Consider the following 22,347-nt stretch of genomic DNA (forward strand, 5'->3'; position numbering starts at 1 on the left):
ATAAAAATCATGAAAATAAATTGGGGTACAGGTATCGTAATAGCCATTATAGGTTTCATAAGTTTTATTCTGTTTTTCGTGATTCGAATGACCACAAGTCATAATGCGAATCATGATTTGGTGACTGAAGAGTATTATAAAGCTGAATTAGGTTATCAAAAAGAAATTGATGCAGAGCAAAATGCGTTTAATGCAACGAAACAAATACAACTAAAAAAAGCAGCCGACGGATTGCAAATCGTCTTTCCTGAAGGCTATAACAATACAAATGTGTCTGGCATTGTGTCCCTTTACAGACCGTCTAATAAGCACTTGGATTTTGACTTACCCATTAGTCTATCCAATTCACATTTGCTCATACCTGACAAACGCTTATTAGATGGTCGTTGGGACATAAAAATATTCTGGAAACACCAAGGGAAAGATTTTTTACACAAAGAAAGCATAACGTTTTAAGAGAAACATGATTCTATCTGCTGTCATATTAGGTCTAATGGGAAGCTTACACTGCGTGGGTATGTGTGGGCCTATTGCCTTTATGCTTCCAGTAGACCACTCTAATAATTTTAAAAAATTCGGACAGATACTTATATATCATTTTGGGCGATTAATGGCCTACGGTATCATTGGACTCCTCTTTGGTCTTTTGGGAAAAGGGCTTTCCCTTTTCGGTATACAGCAGAAACTCTCCATTGCCATTGGTATTTTAATGATTTTGGTGGTTTTAATTCCATATAAAACATTCAACAAATACAATCTCTCAAAACCCATTTACAAAATCATATCAAAGGTTAAAAACCAACTGGGCAAAGAACTTAAAAAAAAGACTCCCGATACTTTCTTGACGATTGGGTTTTTAAACGGTTTTTTACCCTGTGGGCTAGTCTATATGGCTCTTTTTGGCGCTATTGCAATGGGGAATGCTTTACAGGGAAGTTTATATATGATTCTGTTTGGCCTAGGTACTCTTCCTTTGATGACTACGGCCATATATTTTAGCGGCCTGTTAAAAGGCGGTATTCGCCATAAAGTACAAAAAGCCATACCCGTTTTTGTAATTGTCATAGGCTTGCTTTTTATTGTGAGAGGTCTTGGCCTAGGGATTCCTTATGTATCTCCTGCTCCCATTACAGAAATGGCATCTAGTGCTATAGAATGCCATAATTAAACGGCTCTGACATTAATACAATAACTTATGAAACCATTACCGAACGAAATTGTACTTCGCCCCAGGTTTCAGTTAGATGTGCCCGAGCACAAAGAAAAAGTCCTGAAAAATTTTGAAAACTCGGCAGTGCCTCCGTTTTTAGTAAACCGTTTAGATGAGCATGTATTTATCAAATTCAACGCCAAAAACAACCATTTCTGGTCACCTCAACTCCACTTGCAGATAGATGAACTAGATGCTTCCAGCTGCCGTGTACATGGCATATTTGGACCTAACCCTACCCTTTGGACATTCTTTATGTTCGTTCATTTTGTTGTTGCCGCCCTATTTCTAATTTTAGGAACCTGGGCGTATTCAAGTGCATCTTTAAATAAACCTTACCACTTGCAACTAGGACTAATGGCTATGATAGTAGTGGTATGGTTTGTACTTTACTTTTTTGGACGAAGCGGTAAACGAAAAGGAAAGCCACAAATGCAAAAACTATACGGGTTTATGATGAGAGTTCTTACGCCATAAATTTTTGAAGTTTTAATGTCTTCCTTATATTTGAAAGTTATCAACAACCTAACAACCAATCAAATGAAACGTATTTTAATGTTAACCCTTAGCTTAGGGTTACTATGTTCTGGCACAACTTTCTCCCAGAAAAAACAAGAAGAGCCACGGGGAATAGAAAATGTAGCTTACAAATGGGGAAAGATGGCCTTAGATGCTACAGCTTCGGATACTGAAAAATTTAAGCCCAGACCAACAATTACCTCTCGTTACCTTGGGCTGATTTTTATCTCCATTTTTGACGCATGGTCCATATATGATGAAAAAGCCATACCCGTTTATTTAAAGGGCGTAGACCGCAGACCTTCCGGTGAACAAAATCTAAAGAACAAAGAAATTGCCATTAGCTATGCTGCTTTTGGTGCGATGAAGGAATACTACTATTCCGATACTGAAATGTTCCGGAAATTTATGGTCGATTTAGGACTTGACCCTGATAATACCTCAATGGACCCAACTACACCGGAAGGTATCGGTAATTTAGCAGCTAAAGCAACCATAGAAGCTAGAAAAAATGATGGTAGCAATCAATATGGTGAAGTTGAAGGTTCTAATGGAGAGGCTTATTTTGATTATACCAACTACAGTCCAGTGAATTCAGCAGATGAAAATACGGATATCAACAGATGGCAGCCCAAATATTTTTCAGATGGCAATGGTGGTCAATATGCCCCTGGATGTCTCACTCCTTATTGGCAGAAAGTGACTCCAATTACGATGACATCAGCAGAGCAATTTAGGCCAGGTCCACCACCCATGGTTGGTTCTGAGCAATTAAAGCAAGAGGTGAAAGAGGTTGTTGACCTACAAGCCAATCTTTCAGATGAAGATAAGGCCTTGGTAGAATTTATGCGAGACGGCCCGCAATCCGTACAACAAGCAGGTCACTGGCTCAAATTTGCCCAAGATGTGTCACGCCGCGACAATCATTCGTTAGACGAAGATGTAAAAATGTATTTCTTAACAGAAATTACGGCTATGGATGCATTTATTGCCTCATGGGATTCTAAAATGTTCTATGATTATGCCAGACCGTATGCACTGGTTCATGAATACTATAAAGACCAAACAATAAAAGCTTGGGGGGGACCAGGTAAAGGCATTGTTGAAATGAAAGGACAGGAATGGAGACCTTACTCCCCAGACATTTTTTTATGCCCTCCTTTCCCAAGCTATACTTCTGGTCACAGTACCATTAGTGGTGGGTGCGCAGAAGTTCTTCGGCTTTTTACAGGTGATGAACATTTTGGTGAATCCGTAGTATTGGTGCCTGGCACATTAACTGAACTAGATTCCACTCACTATGGAAAACCAGTAACTATTACTTTTCCAACCTTTACGGAAGCCGCAAATATGGCCGGTATTTCTAGAGTTATGGGTGGTTACCATATTCAAGCGGACAATATTGCTGGCTTGCAACTAGGTAGAGATGTTGCTTCTCAAGCTTGGAAGTTTTACAATACGCACTTAGGGAATTAGAAAAACAAAACGCTATACTATATATAAAGAGGGGGGCCGAATAGGTTCCCTTTTTTTATGTTTCTAATTTCACAAATATGACATTGCTCATGTTTTAGATAAGCTTCTCTGTTGATATTTGCATGACAAAACCAACCATTATGAAAATCGTTTCAAAAGCAGAAGCCGTATCTACAATAAAATCTGGTGACCGTGTATTTATACAAGGTGCTGCAATGACCCCAAACGTTCTAGTAGATGCTCTTTGCGACAGACATGAAGAGTTAGAAAACGTCGAAATCATATCAATACATACGGAAGGTGATGCCAAATACGCCCATGAACCTTACAATAAAAGTTTTAGAATGAACAGCTGCTTTGTTGGCGGTAATGTAAGAAACGTGGTGAACAGTACACAAGGCGATTATATTCCCATTTTCTTGAGTGAAATACACCTGCTCTTCAGACAAGGCATTCTACCTATTGATGTAGCCGTAGTTCAAGTTTCTCCACCCGATAAGCACGGTTATTGTTCGTTAGGTGTATCCGTAGACGTAGCGCTTCCGGCTATTCAAATGGCAAAAAGGGTGATTGCTCAAATTAACCCTTCCGTACCTAGAACTCATGGCGATGGTATTATCCATATAAAAAATATAGACTGTGCCATTGGCGTAGATTGCCCTATTCACGTTCATGACATTATTGCTGTTTCACCAATAGAAGCAGAAATAGGTAAAAATGTTGCAGGTTTAATTGAAGATGGTGCAACCCTACAAATGGGTATTGGCAGTATTCCTAATGCCGTATTGAGTAACCTAGGAAACCACAAACGCCTTGGTATTCATACAGAAATGTTCTCTGACGGCATTCTACCTTTAATCGAAAAGGGAGTAGTGACTGGTGAAGACAAACAAGTAAAGACAGGAAAAATAGTAACCTGTTTTGCCGTAGGATCACAGAAAATGTATGACTTTGTTGATGATAATCCTTTGGTACATTTTAAAGAAGCTGCATATACCAACGATACCGCAATTATTAGAAGAAACCCAAAAGTTACCGCTATTAATAGTGCTATTGAAATAGATTTAACTGGCCAGATTTGTGCGGATACCATTGGCAGCAGGCAGTATTCCGGTGTTGGTGGCCAGATGGATTTTATACGTGGCGCATCACTTTCAAAAGGAGGAAAACCTATTTTTGCCATGCCATCGCTTACTGCAAAAGGTATCTCTAAAATAACTCCCTTTCTAAAACAAGGTGCAGGAGTAACAACAACGAGAGCACACGTTCATTATGTAGTAACCGAATATGGAGTTGCAAATCTGTTTGGAAAAAACTTAAAAGAAAGAGCGAAAGCTCTAATTGAAATAGCGCATCCAAATTTCAGACAAGAACTTGAACAGGCTACCCATGAGCGTTTCAAGAACTAAGCCTAATAGTGTACTTTTGATACGATGGAGAAGAAAGAGATTAAAACACGAGAGGATGTGAAATTACTTGTTGAGACTTTCTATGGAAAAATTCGAAAGGATAATACACTAGGTCCAATTTTCAATAAAATTATAACCGATTGGGAAGCGCACTTAAAGCTATTGACCGATTTTTGGGAAACTCAATTATTTCTTCAACGTAAATACAATGGTAACCCTGTCACTGCGCACCAGGAAGTAGACGATAAAACTAACGGCACTATTACTTCTGAACATTTTGGGCTCTGGCTCAACCACTGGTTCGCAACTTTAGATGAACTTTTTGAAGGCGAAAGAGCTTGGATAGCAAAGAATAGAGCTCAAAAAATGAGTACCATGCTTTTTATTAAGATGTACCAGCATAGAAATGAGACTTCCTAAACTAAATTGAATATTTTAATTCGGATAATTTTATCCTAATTAAAAAGTTTATATCTTTGTAACGTAAAACAACACACATTAGAATGTTTTCAAAAGCATGCGAATACGGTATCAGAGCATCAACCTACATAGCATTAAAATCGCTAGAAGGTACTCGTGTGAGCTTAAAAGAGATTGCTGAACAGATTGATTCTCCAGTAGCCTTTACTGCTAAAGTTTTACAACAGCTATCTAAGAACCATATTGTAGAATCTGTAAAAGGTGCTTCTGGTGGTTTTGAAATTGCCACATCCAATATTTCTAAAATAAAACTTGATCGAATTGTATATGCTATTGATGGCAACACGGTATATGAAGGTTGCGGTTTGGGTCTAAAAAAGTGCAACGCTAACGAGCCCTGCCCTGTTCATGATAAATTTGTTCAAATACGAGCAGACTTAAAAAATATGCTTGAAAACACAAGCCTTTACGATATGACAATGGGATTAGAAGAAGGACTCACCTATTTGAGACGCTAAAAAAATTTGATTCTAATTCGGATAAAATTATCCGAATTTATATAAACTTAAAAAAGAAAAATTATGATACAGACAGTAGGCGAAATTGTAGCTAAAGATTACCGAACCGCACAAGTTTTTAAAAACCATAAAATTGATTTTTGCTGCCGAGGCAACCGTTCACTTGAAGAGGTTGCAACAAAAAACAATTTAGATATTGATATACTTTCTGCCGAACTAAAAGCGGTAACAACGCAAAACAGCAGCGATAATATTGATTTCAAATCCTGGCCATTAGATCTTCTTGTTGATTATATTGAGAAGAAACACCACAGATATGTTGAGGCACAAAGTACCGTATTGAAAACGTACCTAGATAAACTATGCCGCGTTCATGGCACAAATCATCCTGAACTTTTTGAAATCAAAGAACTCTTTACGGAGTCTGCCGGTGAATTGGCCATGCATATGAAAAAGGAAGAACTAGTGCTCTTTCCCTTTGTGCGTAAAATGGTTAAAGCCAAACAATCTGGGAAGGATTTAAGTGCTCCTCATTTTGGTACCGTATCCAACCCTATACGCACTATGATGGATGAGCATGATAATGAAGGTGTTCGCTTTAGAACCATTGCAGAACTAAGTAATGACTATACACCACCTGCAGATGCCTGTTCTACCTATAAGGTCACATATTCGTTATTACAAGAATTTGAAGACGACTTGCACCGACATATTCACCTAGAGAACAACATACTTTTCACAAAAGCAAATGAATTAGAAAAGCAATTAACACCTGTAGCATAAAATACGAAAATCTAAAAATAATAATCATGAAAAATTCAACATCTATTCCTCTAAACTATTCCGAAAAACAACACACTAGCAACGCCCTTGCTAGAATATATTGTAATATATTGACTGAGTTTAAAAGTGGACAAACTGGATATGCAACAATTGCTATTATTGCTCAAAGTTGTATTGGTTCTGCCGCAGCCATGGTATTGTTGATGAGTAACATACATGACTTTTCAAAAATGACTTTGCTATTTTTTGTCACCATTTTATGTATGGGCTACAATGCCGCTGTGCTTGCACAACTAAAATCTAAAACAACTTTTAATATGTTATTAGTAAGTTTACTTTTTAGTAGTTCTATTATCATTACAAACCTCCTGTAAACCAAATCTATAGTAGATTATTAGTATGCCTACAAAAAGTCATAGTCTAACATTTATTGACGAGTTTGGCGAAATAAACCAAGCCCATTTTGTAACTAATGAATACCATAGTCTCATGGAGTTATTACTAGATAAATACATGCAAGATTGGGGAGATTGCAAAGGAAGGGCCTGGTGCGGCACCTGTCATATAAAAATTAATAGTGATTGTAGTCTAGGAAAAATGGAGATGGACGAAGAGCATACCCTTTCTAATATTCTTGACACAGACCAAACTAGTCGTTTAGCTTGTCAAATTCCCGTAAATTCAAATCTAAATGGCATTACCTTTAGTGTTTTAAAAGATGATGCCATTTAGATTATTAAGGCTGAAATAACTTGGTAAGAAAAAAGCCGAATCTAACTAGCTTTAGTTCTATACTTCCCTACTATATCAGAAATATGTATACAATACACCACAGGTGCTGTTTCAGATTCCATTTTACTTGAAAAATCCTTTATAAAATCCACCTTATTTTCCTCAGTTCTGTTTAGCAAATCTTGTACTCCATTGGCAAAAGTGTGAAGGTATTTCTTTGCCGTAGCCCCTTTTAACTCTTCAAATTTTCCATTAACCATAACAGAGCGCCAATCATGAAATTCATGAATGTCTTCTACTTGTAGGGCAACTTGGGAATACCTTCGCATAGATTCTATTTTATGACCTTCAGCAGAATAACTTATCAGGCATTTATTCTCCTTATCATAGAAATAGGTAACTGGAACAATATGCGGGCTTTTCCCTGATACATATGCCAGATGCCCTATGCAATAATTACCCAAAAACTGTATGCAATCATCCTGTTTCATGACTTTTACTTCCTTTTCCATAACCAATTTATTAGCGCCCGAGCGAGTTTAGACTGTTTATTATTAATAAGACTAAAATTACCTCAGCTGAAAGTGAAAAACTATGACAATTATCAGGTTTACAGGTTGTAAATCACCCTTTTGACCTAACCCTTTCGGAAAACGAAAAATATCACGTGATCTTTTGAGAAAATACTAGCCCATAGCTATTATTTGCAGCACAATCCGTAATTGTCTAAATTCCCCTTACCAAACCATCTAATTACAAAATGACAATAGTTTATGAAACAAAAAAGTTCCCGCAGAAATTTTATTAGAAAGGCTGCTCTAAGTTCTGCAGCTATTACCTCAGCCCCATTTATTTTATCGGCCTCTAAAAATGAAAATATTCTCATGCAACGTGCATACGAAACCAACGTATTCTCCCCTAATGACCAAATAAACCTTGCCCTCATAGGTACAGGTATTCAAGGTATTTTTGACACACAGGCTGCTCTTACCGTAGACGGCATACAGCTTGTTGCGGCATGTGACCTTTATACGGGAAGATTGGAACGTGCCAAGGAACTTTGGGGAGAAGACACTTTCACCACGCGCGACTATAGAGAAATCTTAAACAGAAAAGATATTGATGCCGTTATCATCGCGACCCCGGACCATTGGCATAAAAAAATAGTAATTGATTCGCTTAAAGCAGGCAAACATGTGTATTGTGAAAAGCCCATGGTACAGCAATGGCAAGAGGGCCAAGATATTATTTCAGCCCAAAAGGCTTCAGGAAAAATATGCCAAATAGGTAGTCAAGGAATGTCTTCTTTAGGTAATGAAAAAGCAAAACAATTGTATAAAGAAGGTGCTATTGGAGACATTGTTATGCTAGATTTTTATAATGATCGTTATTCAGCTGAAGGCGCTTGGCAATACCCTATTCCTCCAGATGCCGGAAAAAAAACGGTTGATTTTGACACCTTTTTGGGCAGCGCACCAAAAGTACCTTATGAAGATAAACGCTTTTTTAGATGGAGAAATTATAAAGATTATGGCACTGGTGTTGCCGGAGATTTGTTCGTTCATGCCTTCTCTACCTTAAACCATATAATTGATTCGCACGGACCCAACCGGGCTATGGCTACAGGAGGATTACGATACTGGAAAGACGGCAGAGATGTACCCGATGTGAGTATTACACTTTACGATTATCCAAAAACAGAAACTCATGCAGCATTTAATGCAGCATTTAGAATCAACTTTATTGCCGGAAGCGGTGGCGGAAGTGGTTTTAAATTAGTAGGTACTGAAGGTGAGATGGAGATAGGACAAAATTCCGTTTCGCTCAGAAGGTCAAAACTTGGTTTAGTACCAGGTGGCTACTCTATGATTTCCTTTCCCGAAGCAATGCAAAAAAAGATTAAAAATGGGTACGCACAGCAAAATATAGAAACGCGTACATCTGCCCTAGAAACAGGATCTACAAAATGGCAAGCTCCAAAGGATTACAAAGGTGGTCATCACGACCATTTCTATAATTTCTTTACCGCCATAAGAGAAAACGGAAAAGTCATACAAGACCCAACATTTGGTTTGCGAGCTGCCGGTGCTGCCCTATTAGCCAATGAAAGTTATTACAAGAATAAACCCATAAACTGGAACCCCACCGAAATGAAAATTGGATAACTTATAAAGAAAGGGCGGCACGCATATAACGTACCGCCCTTATAGTTGCGTAGTTTAAGTGCATCTATATCTTAAAGCTAACCACTGGTATTTTGGAGTGGTTAACAACATCTTCGCCAATACTGCCCATAAAGAAATGTGCTAAGCCTTTACGGCCATGGGTAGATATACCAATGGCATCGGCATTATTGGCTTCACTATAATTTAGAACCCCACGTTCTACACTATAGTCATTATATATTTCAACTTGTAATGCCTGATTTACTTTTCCTATAAAATTGTTTATCCGAGTATAGATATCACTTGAGCTCATAAAATCATCACCAGGTGTGTTGATATAGACCAAATCAAGATTGGCTTGTAACATCTCTGAAAATGCCTTTGCTTTTTCAAATGCTTCAGTACTTTCTTCCCTAAAATCCGATGCAAATACAAAACGCTCAATTTTGAAATCGTTTATTTCATTTTTAATTACAATTACCGGAATTTCAGCATTACGCACTACTTTTTCGGCGTTAGAGCCTATAAAAATTTCTTCAAGACCGTCAGTTCCGTGAGAACCCATAACAATAAGTTCTGCGTTATGCTCTAAAGCTATTTCGTTTACCTCACTGAACACTTTATAGTGTTTAATAATCGGAGTAACTTTTAAACCTTCCAAATATGGCTTGTTTAGAAATTCTTTAAAACGTTTCTCTGCTAGTTTGATTAGAAAAACGGTCTGCTCAGGATGGAAACCTTCCGTAGAGGTAATCATAGCCTGATTTAATTCTAACATGTGGAGCGCCAATATTTCCGCACCATGTTTCTTAGCAAGTGAGACTGCCACTTTTAAGGCATATTCAGACTGTTGAGAAAAATCTAAGGGTACAATTATTTTTTTCATGATATATCTATTTTTAACGATTAGGGCAGTATTAAACAGTCATAGAGAACAATCTTCTTTTGGGCTCTTTTTGATGTAACAGCACATCGAACGCCATACAAATATTCCTAATAAACGGGCGACCTTTTGCAGTGACCTCAATGCCAGAAGTACCAATGTTGACCAAATTATCCTCCTCCATTACACGTAGCCTATCAACAACCTTATCTATTCCATTAAAGTGTTGACTGAACAAGCCCCATGTAGTTTTAAAATCACACATTAAATTTAAGATGTGCTTTCTGACTACACGGTCTTCATCCGTTAGAATATGACCTCGATAAACTGGAATAACATCATTTTCTACTAAATGCTGATATTCTTCAATACCTTTTACATTTTGGGCAAAACCATACCAACTATCACTAATACTTGAGGCTCCCAAACCAATCATTGCTTGCGTTTTGGATGCAGTGTATCCCATAAAATTGCGGTGCAAATCTCCTAATTCCATCGATTTATAAAGCGAGTCGGATGCAAGGGCAAAATGGTCCATGCCTATTTCATGATAACCTACATCTGCCAACAAAGCTTTACCCGTTTCATATTGTTGCCGTTTTTCATCTGCAGTGGGCAAATCGGCATCCTTATACCCTCTTTGTCCGTTTCCTTTTAACCACGGCACGTGTGCATAGCTGTAAAATGCCAACCGATCCGGACGTAACTCTTTGGTTCGTAAAATGGTTTCGCGAACATGTTCTTCTTTTTGAAAAGGCAACCCAAAAATAATATCATGACCTATTGACGTATAACCAATTTGTCTAGCCCATTCCGTAACATTTTTTACGTTCGCAAAAGGCTGAATGCGGTGTATGGCCTGTTGTACTTTTACATTGTAATCCTGTACACCAAAACTAACCCGTCTAAAACCTACATCATATAACGCTTGTAAATGTTCTTTGGTTGTATTGTTGGGATGCCCCTCAAAACTAAATTCATAATCCTCTGCCCTTTTGGCAATACTAAAAATACCTTTTACCAGGTTCTTTAAATGCTGAGGCGTGAAAAAGGTTGGTGTACCACCTCCCAAATGAAGTTCTTTTATAATTGGTCTTTCAGAGAATAAATCACAATACAACTTCCATTCTTTTAATACTGACCGTATGTACGGCTCTTCTACTTCATGCCTTTGCGTTACACGCTTATGACAACCACAGAACGTGCACATACTCTCGCAAAAAGGCAGATGTATATAAAGGCTTATGCCTTCTGTTGCATTGCTCTCATCAAAACTCTGGATTAAGCTGGACTGCCATTTTTTATTAGAAAAAGTGTCCATATTCCAGTAAGGAACGGTAGGATAACTAGTATATCTAGGGCCTGCAACATTATATTTCTGAATTAAACTGCACATAGATCGTATCTTGATTTTGATACAAACTTAGCTTCGTTATACGGACCAAAATATGATATATGTCAGGTAGCGAAAATATCTCATGTCCGCTATTGCAATTCTTCACAGTCAAAACCATGTTTTTGCAAAACGGAAGCGAACTGCGATGGTTGCTGACGGGTTTCAACCCTGAGAATATTATCACAATCCTCAAGGTCAAAATTCCATCTACCTTCCGGCTCTACCAAACGGTTCAACAGCGGCCTTAAATGCCTTATTTGGTTATTCTTAACTACAGTTGTTTTAAAAACCAGAACAGTCATAACTCTAAAATTAAGCTTCTGATCTTTCCCAAAACATAGGTGGTTCAATACCCAAAGACCTTAAATACACATAACCTTGACCGCGATGATGTATTTCATTATCTATAAAATACAAAATAGTAGATTGGATGGTACCTTCGTACTGACCAAAAAGTTTAATCGTATCATGAAATTTATCTACCCCTATCTTAGCCCAATTGGCATTAATCTCTTCTGTGGCTTCGTCCCAAAGCGCTAAGGTTTTGGCTTTACTATTTCCATGAGCTACGTCTTCTGTGAAGGCAGCTGCTTTTCCCGTAACTATTTCTTGCATTCCAGGACCTGCTATACTCAAGAGTTCATCTACCATTTTTGAAAATGGACGCATTCCGCCAATGCTGTATTCAAAAAAATCTTTCTCAGGAAATGCTTCTATTACTTTTCTGGTCAAAGTTCTATGTCCTTGCCAGTGGGCCAATAGTTCCGATGGAAGAATAACCTGGGCTACTTTTTCTTTTGATGTGGTTGCTGTGCTCATAATTTACATTTTTAAGGTTCGTATTGTATTACAAGAACAAATGTAAAAGTGGGTAGTGACAGCAGTTTGTCAGTAGTAAAATTGAAATGCTATATTTTTAGAAAGATTGATATAAAATAAGTTGCATTTTAAAACATATTAGTAAGATGAACTCATCAGATATAGCTTTATGTCTTCCAAATCCATCATTCTTTAATTGTCACGTTGTTTTTCAATATATATCAAATCAGTTCTCAAATCTTCAATCAAGACATAATACTTTTTAAAAAGTTTTTTTTGAACATCCAATTCAGTTTTTTCCGAACTGATTATGTCCTTCAAATTATTATCTATTTCCGACAACTCTCGATTTTTCAACAGTGTTTTAACCTTCAAATTGCGTTGGACTGGTTCATACCCATTCTGGAAAATGTGACAAACAGTATGCCTTTTGTATTCCAAAAAATCAAATTCAGCCAATGGAATGTTTTCTTTAAAATCTTCAATAAATTTTAAAATACGTTGAAATAACTGAATCTTGAATATGTCTGATGTGGGTAGCTTAGGAATAATATTTTGGCAATATTCATCTCCCTCCTTTAAAAACTGTACCAATTTAACTATAAATAATTCTGCTGAATTATGATTGTATTCCTTATTTATCTCGACATTAAGTATAAACAAACTATGAAGCCATTGAAGAAACTGCAATTCTTGCACAACACCCTTTTTGACATATTCATACTTAAACTCCTCATCTTCCATTTGGTTCAATTTAAGGCAAAATTAGAGATAACAGATAAACTTCATTTTATTAATCGGGCGAAATTATAACTGGCGTTCACCAAATTTGTATAACTGGAAGCCATAGCCTGGGGCAAAGTAGAAATTCCCCTTACGATTGAATTTACATACATGAGTCCAAACTTTTCTTGTTGTTCTACGGAAATGGAAACCGAACCACATAAGGCTGCAACTGGTACTTTATGCTTCTTTGCCGAAATGACCACCCCATTAATAGTCTTCCCTGACAAAGTCTGTTCATCTAACTGACCTTCGCCAGTAATAATCCAATCTGCATCTGCAATTACCTCATTAAAATGAGCCAATTCTTTTATCAAATCTATACCAGAAGTCAGCTCTCCTCTTAGAAAAATGATGGCTCCGCCACCTATTCCGCCAGCAGCACCAGAGCCCTTTATTTTTTGAAGGCCTATATCATATGTATCCAAAGCTACTTTTGCAAAATTCTTCAGCCCTTTATCAAGAATTTCAATCTCTTCTGCGGAGGCTCCTTTTTGTGCCCCATATATCTTTGCCGCACCGTTTTTGCCATAAAACGGATTAGAAACGTCGCAAGCTATTTTAAATTTGGCATTGGCCAATAACGGGTGAACTTTTGAAGCATCTATGTTTTTAACCTTGTTTAAACTACTACCAATAGGTTCTAATTCTTTACTAAAATCACCTATAAAACGGTATCCTAAAGCATTAGCCATACCCATACCTCCATCATTAGTAGCGCTTCCCCCTATACCTAATATAATTTCTTTGGCACCTCTTTCCAGGGCATCAGCAATAAGCTCTCCTGTGCCAAAGGTGGTAGTGTTCATACAATTTCTATCCAAATCATCCAATAACTTAAGTCCGGATGCTTCGGCCATCTCTATGTAGGCAATGTGATTTTTTACAGCGTACAGATAGGAAGCACTAATAGGTCTAAACAATGGGTCATTTACCGCTATGGTTATCTTCTCGCCATGTATATAGTGCTTCACCACATCAATAGTGCCATCGCCACCATCTGCCAAAGGCATTTTTATGATTTCGGCATCATTGAAAACATGCTGCAAACCCTCTTCTACGGCATCACAGAATTCAAATCCCGTAAGGGAACCTTTGAATTTATCTGGCGCGATTATAAATTTCATAGCTCTGATTTTAATTCAAAATATTTGGTAAAGAGATACTAAATACAACTATAGCCACAAAATAGGCCAGTAAAATAGCTACCTCTTTTTTTCCTGAATAGTACACTACTTCCAGACCCTCGTTTACTTGTCTTTTTACGGTATAACTGACAGCAAGAGCTACTAAAACAGTAACTAAACAACCTAACGCGTTCCACCAAAACCAAAAGATTTGAGGTACATATAACCATAGGTAGATATTGAACAGAACGCCAGCAACAATCCCAATATTAGCACCAAGAGCATGTGTCTTCTTAGTTAAAATTGCAAGGATAAAAGCGGCCAAAATAGGCCCATAAAATACAGAACTGATTTTATTGATTACCTCTATAACCGTACCTTCTATATTGCCCGCAAAAAAAGCAAAGAACAAACATACGAGTCCCCAAAAAATAGATAATAATTTTGAGTAGGTCATGTATTTCTTATCCGGCATATTTGGATGAAAACGTTTCACAAAATCTTCCATAGTAACAGCAGAAAGTGAATTAACCGTAGAACTAAGCGTAGACATAGCTGCAGACATAATTGCAACAATAAGTATACCTATGATCCCATTTGGCAAGTATTTAATAATGAAAACCGGCACCATTAAATCGGCTTTTTTTCCTTCTAAAGAAGAAATATTAGCTTGATAAACGAAGTCCATTTGTTCCTGAAAACTTGCATCCTGAACCAATAGTGTACCCAACACAAGGCCCATTATACAATAAGTCAATGTAAATGGAAACCTAAGTAAGCCATTGGCCATCATTAGTTTTTTAAGGTTGGACATGCTACTAGAAGATAATAGACGTTGGGACTGCGTCTGATCTGTTCCGTAATAGGATGCGTAAAGAAAAAAGCCCCCTATTACCATAGGCCAGAAACCAAATTCATCATTACCATCTGCATTGTTGAAGCCCCACTTACTAAAATCTACAGCAGTAACCCGGTCTCTATCTACATGAGTAAGAAAATTGTCGATTCCACCTAATTCACTAAACCCATAAAAAAGACAAATAATAATACCTATAAAAAGAATACTCATTTGAATAACGTCTCCCCAAATTACGGCTTTCATACCCCCTTGGTAGGAATATACCATGGTAATCAGGCCTATGATCAAGATAGATATCCAAAAGTCCATTTGAATAGTTGCTTGTAGAATTAATGCCATGGTATACACCATTACGCCGGTAGCCACCGATCTACTAATCTGAAAAACAAAACTGATCAGTAATCGTGATGATGCATCAAAACGTTTTTCTAGATACTCATAAACACTTACAATACCAGATTTATATAGAGTGGGCAGTACTGCAATTAATAAAAATGCCATGGCCAAAGGCACACCTAATTCATAAGTAAGCCATTGCATACCACCACCGTCTTTGAGGCCTACAAATGCAGGAGCCGAAATAAAACTAATGGCCGAAAGTTGTGTCGCCATAGCCGAAAGACTCAGCGGCAACCAAGAAGTCTTTCTTCCGCCTAGGAAATAATCGCCTCCAGAATTATTTTCTTTGAACAGAAAACCCAGTCCCAAAAAACCTACCAGGTAAACAACGATTATGATATAGTCTAAATAATTCATGAGTACATATACTTTTGGTTTGGTGTCCTATTTTTATTCATGTTCAGTGAACAGAATATGGTTTTAACTACTTATTAATGATAAAATCAAAATACCGTAGAAATATCTTACAAATAATTGATAAATAGACTCTCCATGGCGGAAATTGAAACAATAATATCAATTTGACCACCATTTTGAGTCTAATGAGAACAAGGAAGGCTCAACAACTAGCACTAATTAACGTTAACCACCAAGAGAATGGTTATACGAACACTTAGGTTTCCCTATCCTCAATTTTATTTCCTATTTTCTAACTATTCTAGCTACCCATCCGCCTCCAGGAGCCAAATGAATGGTCTTTTTGTCCGATGGGGTCACTTCTAATTCTAATCTTTTATAATCCTCTGCAAATCGATTCGCATTTACCCCATCTTGATATAAAGTCATGGTATAAGAGCCTTCGTTTAAAAATGAAAAATCAATCTCTAAATCACGGGCAGTCCAATCTGTCATTGCACCCACGTACCAATCATCACCTGATTTTCGAGCCACAACTATGTAATCCGAAAATTGGGCATCTAAAGCAATTGTTTTGTCCCACACCGTAGGTACAACTGATAAAAATTCCATAGCTTCTGTTTCCTTCAAATATCTTGAAGGAGTATCCGCCAACATCTGTAACGGACTTTCATACACTACGAACATTGCCAACTGATGACAACGCGTACCTAAGGACATTGGCCTTTCAAAAATTGGACTATGATTTTCCTTTTGTGCATTTGCCATCGCCCCAGGAGTATAATCCATTGGACCAGCCAACATCCTTGTGAAAGGAATAATTAAGTTATTTTCTGGATTAGCCAACGTGCTCCCTTTGTTTTGCTCTAACCCCAACACACCTTCACTTGTAATTACATTTGGATATGCCCTGCGTAGACCTGATGGTTTATAAGACCCATGAAAGTCAACAAGCAATTTTCGTTTTGCAGCTCCTCTCGCTACTTTTTCATAATAGTTGACCATCCATTGGTCATCCCTTTTCATGAAATCGACCTTAATTCCTTTAATGTCCCAACTTTGGAATTTATCCATCGCATCTTCAAACTGGTCTTCCAGTGCTTTCCATGTTACCCAAAGTATGATTCCAACCCCTTTTTCTTTTCCATACTGAATTAATTCTTCCATTCGTATAGCATCAACAGGATTTAGCAAGTCTCCGGTTTCAATATCATACCATCCCTCATCGATAATGATGTACTCTATATTGGATCGAGAGGCAAAATCAATGTAATATTTATATGTTTCCGTATTAAAGCCCGATTTAAAATCTACTCCATATACATTATTGGCGTTGTACCAGTCCCAAGAGGCTTTTCCGGGCTTGACCCAGTCCATATCTATTTCATTTTGCTCTCTAGACAGTAGGTACACCAATTCATTTTCTATAAGTTCTGTATCATCATCGGATATAACCATGAGGCGCCAAGGATATGTTCTTTTTCCTTGGGTTTTAGCCATAAACGGTTCTCTTTCTACAACCTTCACATCTCTATCCCTAGGTCTTATTGTTTTTAAAGGGTAATAAGGAAAAACAGCTTTTAAAGAATTTCCATCGCCTTTCTTCAAATAAAAACCAGGATAGTCATACAAATCCGCTTCCGTAATGGCTAATTTCACCCCATTATTTACATGCATCAAAACAGGTAAACAAGACATCTCTTTTTGCGGTAAACCATCTAATGAATATTGAAAAGACGTTCTTTCTTGATGGGAGAAAAAACCGTCCGATATTGGAAAATTTCCTTTAAAATTCTCAGGAAAATTATAAACCAGTTCTTCCTCATCTACTTGAGCATCTTTCTTTAATGTGGTTTCTATTCTATATGCAACGCCATCATTATAAGCTCTGAACCTTACCCCAAAGTTCCCTTTAAAAGTTAGGTTCAACTGATTGTAATTTTCAACTATCTCAGCCCTTTTCACTCTTACCACCGGTTCAATTACACGGTCTACCGTAACACTATTTTGTTTTTTAATTTTTGGATTTTCCCCTAATTGCATTCCATTTATCGTAATTGAAATTGGAGAAAAGCTTAGCACTTCTTCCCCTTTATGCAACACCCTATAAGATATATTATCGCCAATACGTATTTGAACTTCATTGTTTCCTGCTGGGGACTTTAAAGTAAATTCCTGACCTGCAACCTGATTAATAAAAAGTAATACAACACTAAAAAAGGAAAGACCTATTTTTTTTAAATTACAGTTTGTATTTCTAAAAATGTAAAACATAATCTTAAATGCTTTTTGCATATGAATCATTCAATAGGTCTATTAGAAGTGCTGCACTCCATGAGAAATTGTCCCCACCGTATCCTTTTCGGGTTTCTTCTCCGGTATCTTTTCTACAATCGAAATACTCAAAAAAGCCATCACGCTCCACAAGGTCAATTGAATCTTGCTTAACGCGCTCTGCAATCTCTTTATACCCGTAATCTTTCAATCCGCGGTACAGCATCCAATTCATATTGATCCAGACGGGACCTCTCCAGTATTTTCTAGGATTAAAGCGGTCATCAGTGGGGTCAAAAGATGCACATAAATATTTATCATCACCTCCAAAACGCTCCATCATGGTATTGACCAAAACTTCGGCTCTTTCTTTGCTAGGAATAGCAGCAAACAACGGAGAGAAAGATGAAGATGAAATATGGCGAATTGGTTTTTCATTTCTTAAATCATAATGCACGTAAGCGCCCAATTCCGTATCGAACAACTTCTCATTAAACGAAGCGATGCTCTTTTCTTGATTTTTACGGAGGTAGGCTATTTTATCTTCATGGCCACCAATCAATTCATATAGCTCCATTAATGCTTGATTGGACTTGATGAGCATGGCATTAAACAAAGGGTCTTGTACCAAAAAAGGAGATAATTCAGCAATTTTGGCATCATCATAATTGTTTTGCTTGGCTATATCAATGATGTACAGGTAGTGGTCATACTCCCTTTTAGAAGGTCGCTGAGAGGCGTCTACATGTGTAGTATCTTTTCGCTCAAAAGTATATTCTGGCGGATTCATAGTATCCCAGATATCATCCCACACCGGAGAATTATCCGTACCCGACTCCCAGTTGTGATAAATGTACATAAGACCTTCATTCTGCGGATCACGATTCTCGTAGAAATACACATGATTGTCATACACCTTATCTATCTGACTTTTAATAAAGTCCAACATATCTTCTTTATCATCAACAATATTGAGCATATCTTGAAGAATAAACCCCGTAACCGGAGGTTGGGTCATTCCTGTAGATTTATATTTTTTAGATGAAAGCGGATGCACATCCGACCTGTGGAAATCGTGGCCTGGAAAATAAGAATCGTCATCTGTGTGAAACACAATATGCGGTATAAAACCATTGCCCCATTGTGAATTCAACAAGGTCTCTATTTCTTTTTTTGCGTGATCTACATTGTAATGGGCAAGACCTACCGCAATAAAACCGCTATCCCATTTCCATTGAAAAGGATAAAGTCCTTTACTAGGGATGGTAAAACCTCCATCTTGAAAATTAGCGTCTAAAATGTCTTGTGCCCTTTTTATAAAATTTTTGCTCATAACATACGTAATATAAAAACACACTGGCAGCAAGCCACCGCCAATGTGTCTCTGAATTAAAAACTAAACTCAAATGGTTTTTAGAAATTGAAGGTAGCCGTCAAGAAAAATCTTCTTGGAAGAATAGGACGACCAACAAAGAACTCAGACTCCGTCTCACCTGCAGCACCTGCTCTTGGGTTACCCTCTGTTACACCATCACTATCAAAAAGATTGAAGACGGAGAACCCTAAACGAACCGACTGGTTTTCTTCTGGCTTCCCAAAAGTGTAACCTGCCCCCAGTCTACCGATAGGAATAGCATCTAATTCTATGTCATTGAGATCTGAAGAATACTTGCTACCCGTGTAGTTGAAACCAAAATTAGCATCCACTTTACTGTTATCATAGTAAGCTCCTAAAGAGCCCAAGAAATTAGGTTGTCTAGACAACTCGTTGCCCACATTTGTTTCGGCAGATGTACCGTTCACTAAATCAAAATCTATATTTTTAGTGATTTCGTGAGCTTGGTACGTAGCAGTACCTCGAAGGCTTAAATTATCAACTACCCTATAATCACCCGTAGCCTCTACACCAATAGTTCTGGTATCCTGTTCTGAACGAGTCTCATCAATTAACTGACCACCAATAATGGCCTGTCTAATTTTTACTCTGTCCTTTAATGAAACATAGTAAGCGGCAACAGACCCAGAAAACTTAGAAGAACCAAATTTAGCACCCGCCTCAAACTGTATAATATTTTCTGCATCATAAGGACTTTCACTGATACCTGCAACCGGAACAAAAGTTCGTATTTGCGGAAAAAAATATCCTTTAGAAAAGTTAGCGTATAAATTGGTTACATCAGTTAATTCATAAAGAGCTGCCAAGGAAGCCGCCCATCCGGAAGCCTCTACCGATGCCCTTATGAAGCTACCATCAGCAGTCTGCACATCACTCAATTCAGTGGTCAATTCAGGGTTGTCATAAACAGTATCACTCATTAATCCCCCTTTGCTGTATTCTCCATCAGTATGCTCATATCTAAAACCAACATCAAAACGCCATCTGTCAAAAATCATCTCATCGGTAAGGTAAAAAGCTAATCTGTTTTGAGATAAGAAATTATTTGAAGTTTGACCGATACGGTCGTATAAACCTCCTTCTGAATACACTACATTCTCTCCACCTGCATCGGTATAATTTAAGTTTACCAATCTCGGTGCATTATTGAATTCAGACAATACGCTATACTGGTAATTTACATCTTCAGCTTCTGTACGTGCTATGAAAGTACCAACCGTTATGTTATGACTTCCGCCATTCATTGTTTCAATACTTTTAGTCAAAGAAGCTTCTCCCGAGTAATCCGTCATTGGACGTAAACGATCTACATGAAGATTATCTATTACCAAATCTGAACCGTTTATTTGAGAATTAGGGTTGCCACTTTGGTATTGCGCAGAGTACCCCTGATTTCCAGGAGCAATGCTCTCTACATAATTATCCAAAGTAATTGGGTTTGGATTGTTACCGCTTCCTCCAACATATAACGCAAAATTATGCTTGTAATTGGCATACCTTACCTTTGATTTAAATCTTAAATCATCTTCAAACCTATAGTCAAAATCGGCCATTAAATATCCCCCAGTAGTAGAAACACCATCTGCAATTGGGCTATTGTACGTACCACCCGGCGTAAGGAAAGAAGTATTTGCTAATTCCCCTGTCAACAACTGCTCTACCGGTTCTCCATCATTTCCGGCCAAACGCTCTCTACTTCCTCCTGATAAAGGAATAGGGAGGTAGTACTGGGCCTTATCATTTATAAACTGACCATGTACGGTAAATGTACCTTTATCAAATTTCTTCTTGATATTAGCCCTGAACTGCACCCCTTTTGTAGGCAAACCTGTATCTATAGGACCACGGTCATGTCTTACAAAACCTGTAAAAGCATAGTAGGTATTTGAGTCTTCTCCACCCAATTGGCCGCCTGTATAGAAATCGGTTTTTAAACGTCCCATATTGGCAACTTCAAGGTTTATTACATTACCAGGATTGGTGTCCCCCGTTTTACTTGTATAGTTAATGATACCCGCTACAGAACCTGCACCGTATAAGATGGCAGAACCACCACGAACAAATTCCACTCCTTTAAAGCCAATATCCGGTCTTGCGTAAACATCATGAGCAGAAGAGTTAAGGCCAAACGTACTCATTAATGGCATCCCATCGTATTGTAACGGGTTAAACACATATTGACCACCAGAAGGAAGCCCTCTAACAAATACGTTGGTAGCCGTTTCACCACCACCACCTTCAGCGGTAATACCTGGCACACTTCTTAAAATATCTGCCTGACTGTTAGCTGATAGTTTGGTTATCTCTTTCATTTTTACCGAGCTGATAGATAAAGGCGCCTGCTTTTGAGATCTGAATGTACTAGACGCCGTTAAAACAACCTCATCTAGCTGCTGACCGCCTTCTTGAAGCACAAAATCTACCGTTAATGCTGCTCCGTCTAAATCAACCGGCTTATCCAAAGTGGTAAAGCCTAAATATGAAGTTCTCAATACTTGACTGCCTTCTAGGTCTGTTGAGAATGTATAGTTACCATCAAAATCAGATGTGGTACCAGAAGTACTTCCTGCTATTATAATATTTGCTCCCGGAATAGGTTCTCCGGCAATGTCCGTAATGGTACCGGAAACTCCGGTCTGGGCAAAAGCACCAGTACCTAAAAGAAGGCCGAATACCGCAAAAATTACTTTCTTCATAATTGTTGTTTTTAAAAGTTGAGTGAACTTGAGTTATTATTAATTTGTTAATACAAGACCAAAACTATTTGAATATCATATTATTTCGACAAAAAAATTGCAAATTTGTTATGCAAACGTTACCGC

22 protein-coding genes are annotated in these 22,347 nt (G+C 37.8%); 11 read left to right on the top strand and 11 right to left on the bottom strand.

Translation table 11 applies throughout. The features are described from left to right. Positions 1-9 precede the first annotated feature (9 nt). The 10 genes from IWC72_RS03450 (at position 10) to IWC72_RS03495 (ending at position 7,067) form a co-directional block, all read left to right on the top strand. Complete coding sequence (locus IWC72_RS03450) at positions 10-456, top strand: FixH family protein (RefSeq protein ID WP_194524849.1); 447 nt, start codon at positions 10-12, stop codon at positions 454-456. Positions 457-463: 7 nt separating this feature from the next. Continuing rightward, positions 464-1,168, top strand: a complete 705-nt coding sequence (locus IWC72_RS03455) for a sulfite exporter TauE/SafE family protein (RefSeq protein WP_194524850.1) — start codon at positions 464-466, stop codon at positions 1,166-1,168. A gap of 27 nt (positions 1,169-1,195) precedes the next feature. Next, on the top strand, positions 1,196-1,687 hold the full coding sequence (locus tag IWC72_RS03460) for a GTP-binding protein (RefSeq protein ID WP_194528823.1): 492 nt from the start codon (positions 1,196-1,198) through the stop codon (positions 1,685-1,687). A 63-nt stretch (positions 1,688-1,750) separates the two neighbouring features. Beyond that, positions 1,751-3,205 (top strand): vanadium-dependent haloperoxidase, encoded by a 1,455-nt coding sequence (locus IWC72_RS03465; protein ID WP_194528824.1) that lies wholly within the window; start codon positions 1,751-1,753, stop codon positions 3,203-3,205. 140 nt (positions 3,206-3,345) lie between these two features. Beyond that, entirely contained in the window at positions 3,346-4,614 is a 1,269-nt protein-coding gene (locus tag IWC72_RS03470; RefSeq protein WP_194528825.1) for an acetyl-CoA hydrolase/transferase family protein, read from the top strand. A gap of 24 nt (positions 4,615-4,638) precedes the next feature. After that, on the top strand, positions 4,639-5,034 hold the full coding sequence (locus IWC72_RS03475) for a group III truncated hemoglobin (RefSeq protein ID WP_194528826.1): 396 nt from the start codon (positions 4,639-4,641) through the stop codon (positions 5,032-5,034). Positions 5,035-5,117: 83 nt separating this feature from the next. Then, positions 5,118-5,552 (top strand): RrF2 family transcriptional regulator, encoded by a 435-nt coding sequence (locus IWC72_RS03480; RefSeq protein WP_194528827.1) that lies wholly within the window; start codon positions 5,118-5,120, stop codon positions 5,550-5,552. A gap of 63 nt (positions 5,553-5,615) precedes the next feature. Next, the gene (gene ric / locus IWC72_RS03485) at positions 5,616-6,335 is read left to right on the top strand and encodes an iron-sulfur cluster repair di-iron protein (RefSeq protein ID WP_194528828.1); all 720 of its coding nucleotides are present in this window, start codon (positions 5,616-5,618) and stop codon (positions 6,333-6,335) included. A gap of 26 nt (positions 6,336-6,361) precedes the next feature. Continuing rightward, complete coding sequence (locus IWC72_RS03490; protein WP_194528829.1) at positions 6,362-6,709, top strand: hypothetical protein; 348 nt, start codon at positions 6,362-6,364, stop codon at positions 6,707-6,709. 115 nt (positions 6,710-6,824) lie between these two features. After that, complete coding sequence (locus tag IWC72_RS03495) at positions 6,825-7,067, top strand: 2Fe-2S iron-sulfur cluster-binding protein (RefSeq protein ID WP_226979473.1); 243 nt, start codon at positions 6,825-6,827, stop codon at positions 7,065-7,067. Between the two features lie 41 nt (positions 7,068-7,108). On the opposite strand, the gene IWC72_RS03500 is transcribed toward IWC72_RS03495, so the two are convergent. Further along, positions 7,109-7,579 (bottom strand): pyridoxamine 5'-phosphate oxidase family protein, encoded by a 471-nt coding sequence (locus IWC72_RS03500; RefSeq protein ID WP_194524858.1) that lies wholly within the window; start codon positions 7,577-7,579, stop codon positions 7,109-7,111. Between the two features lie 261 nt (positions 7,580-7,840). Here IWC72_RS03500 and IWC72_RS03505 point away from each other — a divergent pair, with 261 nt between their 5' ends. Then, complete coding sequence (locus IWC72_RS03505) at positions 7,841-9,232, top strand: Gfo/Idh/MocA family protein (protein WP_194528830.1); 1,392 nt, start codon at positions 7,841-7,843, stop codon at positions 9,230-9,232. Between the two features lie 64 nt (positions 9,233-9,296). Here IWC72_RS03505 and IWC72_RS03510 read toward each other — a convergent pair whose 3' ends face one another. The 10 genes from IWC72_RS03510 to IWC72_RS03555 all read right to left on the bottom strand — a co-directional run bounded on the left by IWC72_RS03510 (position 9,297) and on the right by IWC72_RS03555 (position 22,221). After that, complete coding sequence (locus IWC72_RS03510; protein WP_194524860.1) at positions 9,297-10,118, bottom strand: universal stress protein; 822 nt, start codon at positions 10,116-10,118, stop codon at positions 9,297-9,299. A 31-nt stretch (positions 10,119-10,149) separates the two neighbouring features. Then, positions 10,150-11,511 (bottom strand): oxygen-independent coproporphyrinogen III oxidase, encoded by a 1,362-nt coding sequence (gene hemN / locus IWC72_RS03515; RefSeq protein ID WP_194528831.1) that lies wholly within the window; start codon positions 11,509-11,511, stop codon positions 10,150-10,152. An 89-nt stretch (positions 11,512-11,600) separates the two neighbouring features. Then, positions 11,601-11,813: a hypothetical protein gene (locus IWC72_RS03520; protein ID WP_194524862.1), complete on the bottom strand. Its 213-nt coding sequence runs from the start codon at positions 11,811-11,813 to the stop codon at positions 11,601-11,603. 10 nt (positions 11,814-11,823) lie between these two features. Next, a complete protein-coding gene (locus IWC72_RS03525; protein WP_194528832.1) occupies positions 11,824-12,330 on the bottom strand; it encodes a DinB family protein in 507 nt (168 codons plus the stop codon). A gap of 192 nt (positions 12,331-12,522) precedes the next feature. After that, a complete protein-coding gene (locus IWC72_RS03530) occupies positions 12,523-13,074 on the bottom strand; it encodes a hypothetical protein (protein ID WP_194528833.1) in 552 nt (183 codons plus the stop codon). Positions 13,075-13,115: 41 nt separating this feature from the next. Continuing rightward, positions 13,116-14,240, bottom strand: coding sequence for a glycerate kinase (locus IWC72_RS03535; RefSeq protein ID WP_194528834.1), 1,125 nt, complete (start codon positions 14,238-14,240; stop codon positions 13,116-13,118). A 10-nt stretch (positions 14,241-14,250) separates the two neighbouring features. Beyond that, positions 14,251-15,855, bottom strand: a complete 1,605-nt coding sequence (locus tag IWC72_RS03540) for a sodium:solute symporter (protein ID WP_194524866.1) — start codon at positions 15,853-15,855, stop codon at positions 14,251-14,253. A 285-nt stretch (positions 15,856-16,140) separates the two neighbouring features. Continuing rightward, positions 16,141-18,150 (bottom strand): glycoside hydrolase family 97 protein, encoded by a 2,010-nt coding sequence (locus tag IWC72_RS03545; protein WP_226979474.1) that lies wholly within the window; start codon positions 18,148-18,150, stop codon positions 16,141-16,143. Further along, a complete protein-coding gene (locus tag IWC72_RS03550) occupies positions 18,134-19,462 on the bottom strand; it encodes an amylo-alpha-1,6-glucosidase (protein ID WP_194528835.1) in 1,329 nt (442 codons plus the stop codon). Before IWC72_RS03550 ends, IWC72_RS03545 begins: the two co-directional genes overlap by 17 nt. 80 nt (positions 19,463-19,542) lie before the next feature. Next, positions 19,543-22,221, bottom strand: coding sequence for a TonB-dependent receptor (locus tag IWC72_RS03555; protein WP_194528836.1), 2,679 nt, complete (start codon positions 22,219-22,221; stop codon positions 19,543-19,545). Between the last annotated feature and the right edge of the window lie 126 nt (positions 22,222-22,347).

It is taken from the genome of Zobellia roscoffensis (assembly GCF_015330165.1).
GTDB classification, from domain to species: domain Bacteria; phylum Bacteroidota; class Bacteroidia; order Flavobacteriales; family Flavobacteriaceae; genus Zobellia; species Zobellia roscoffensis.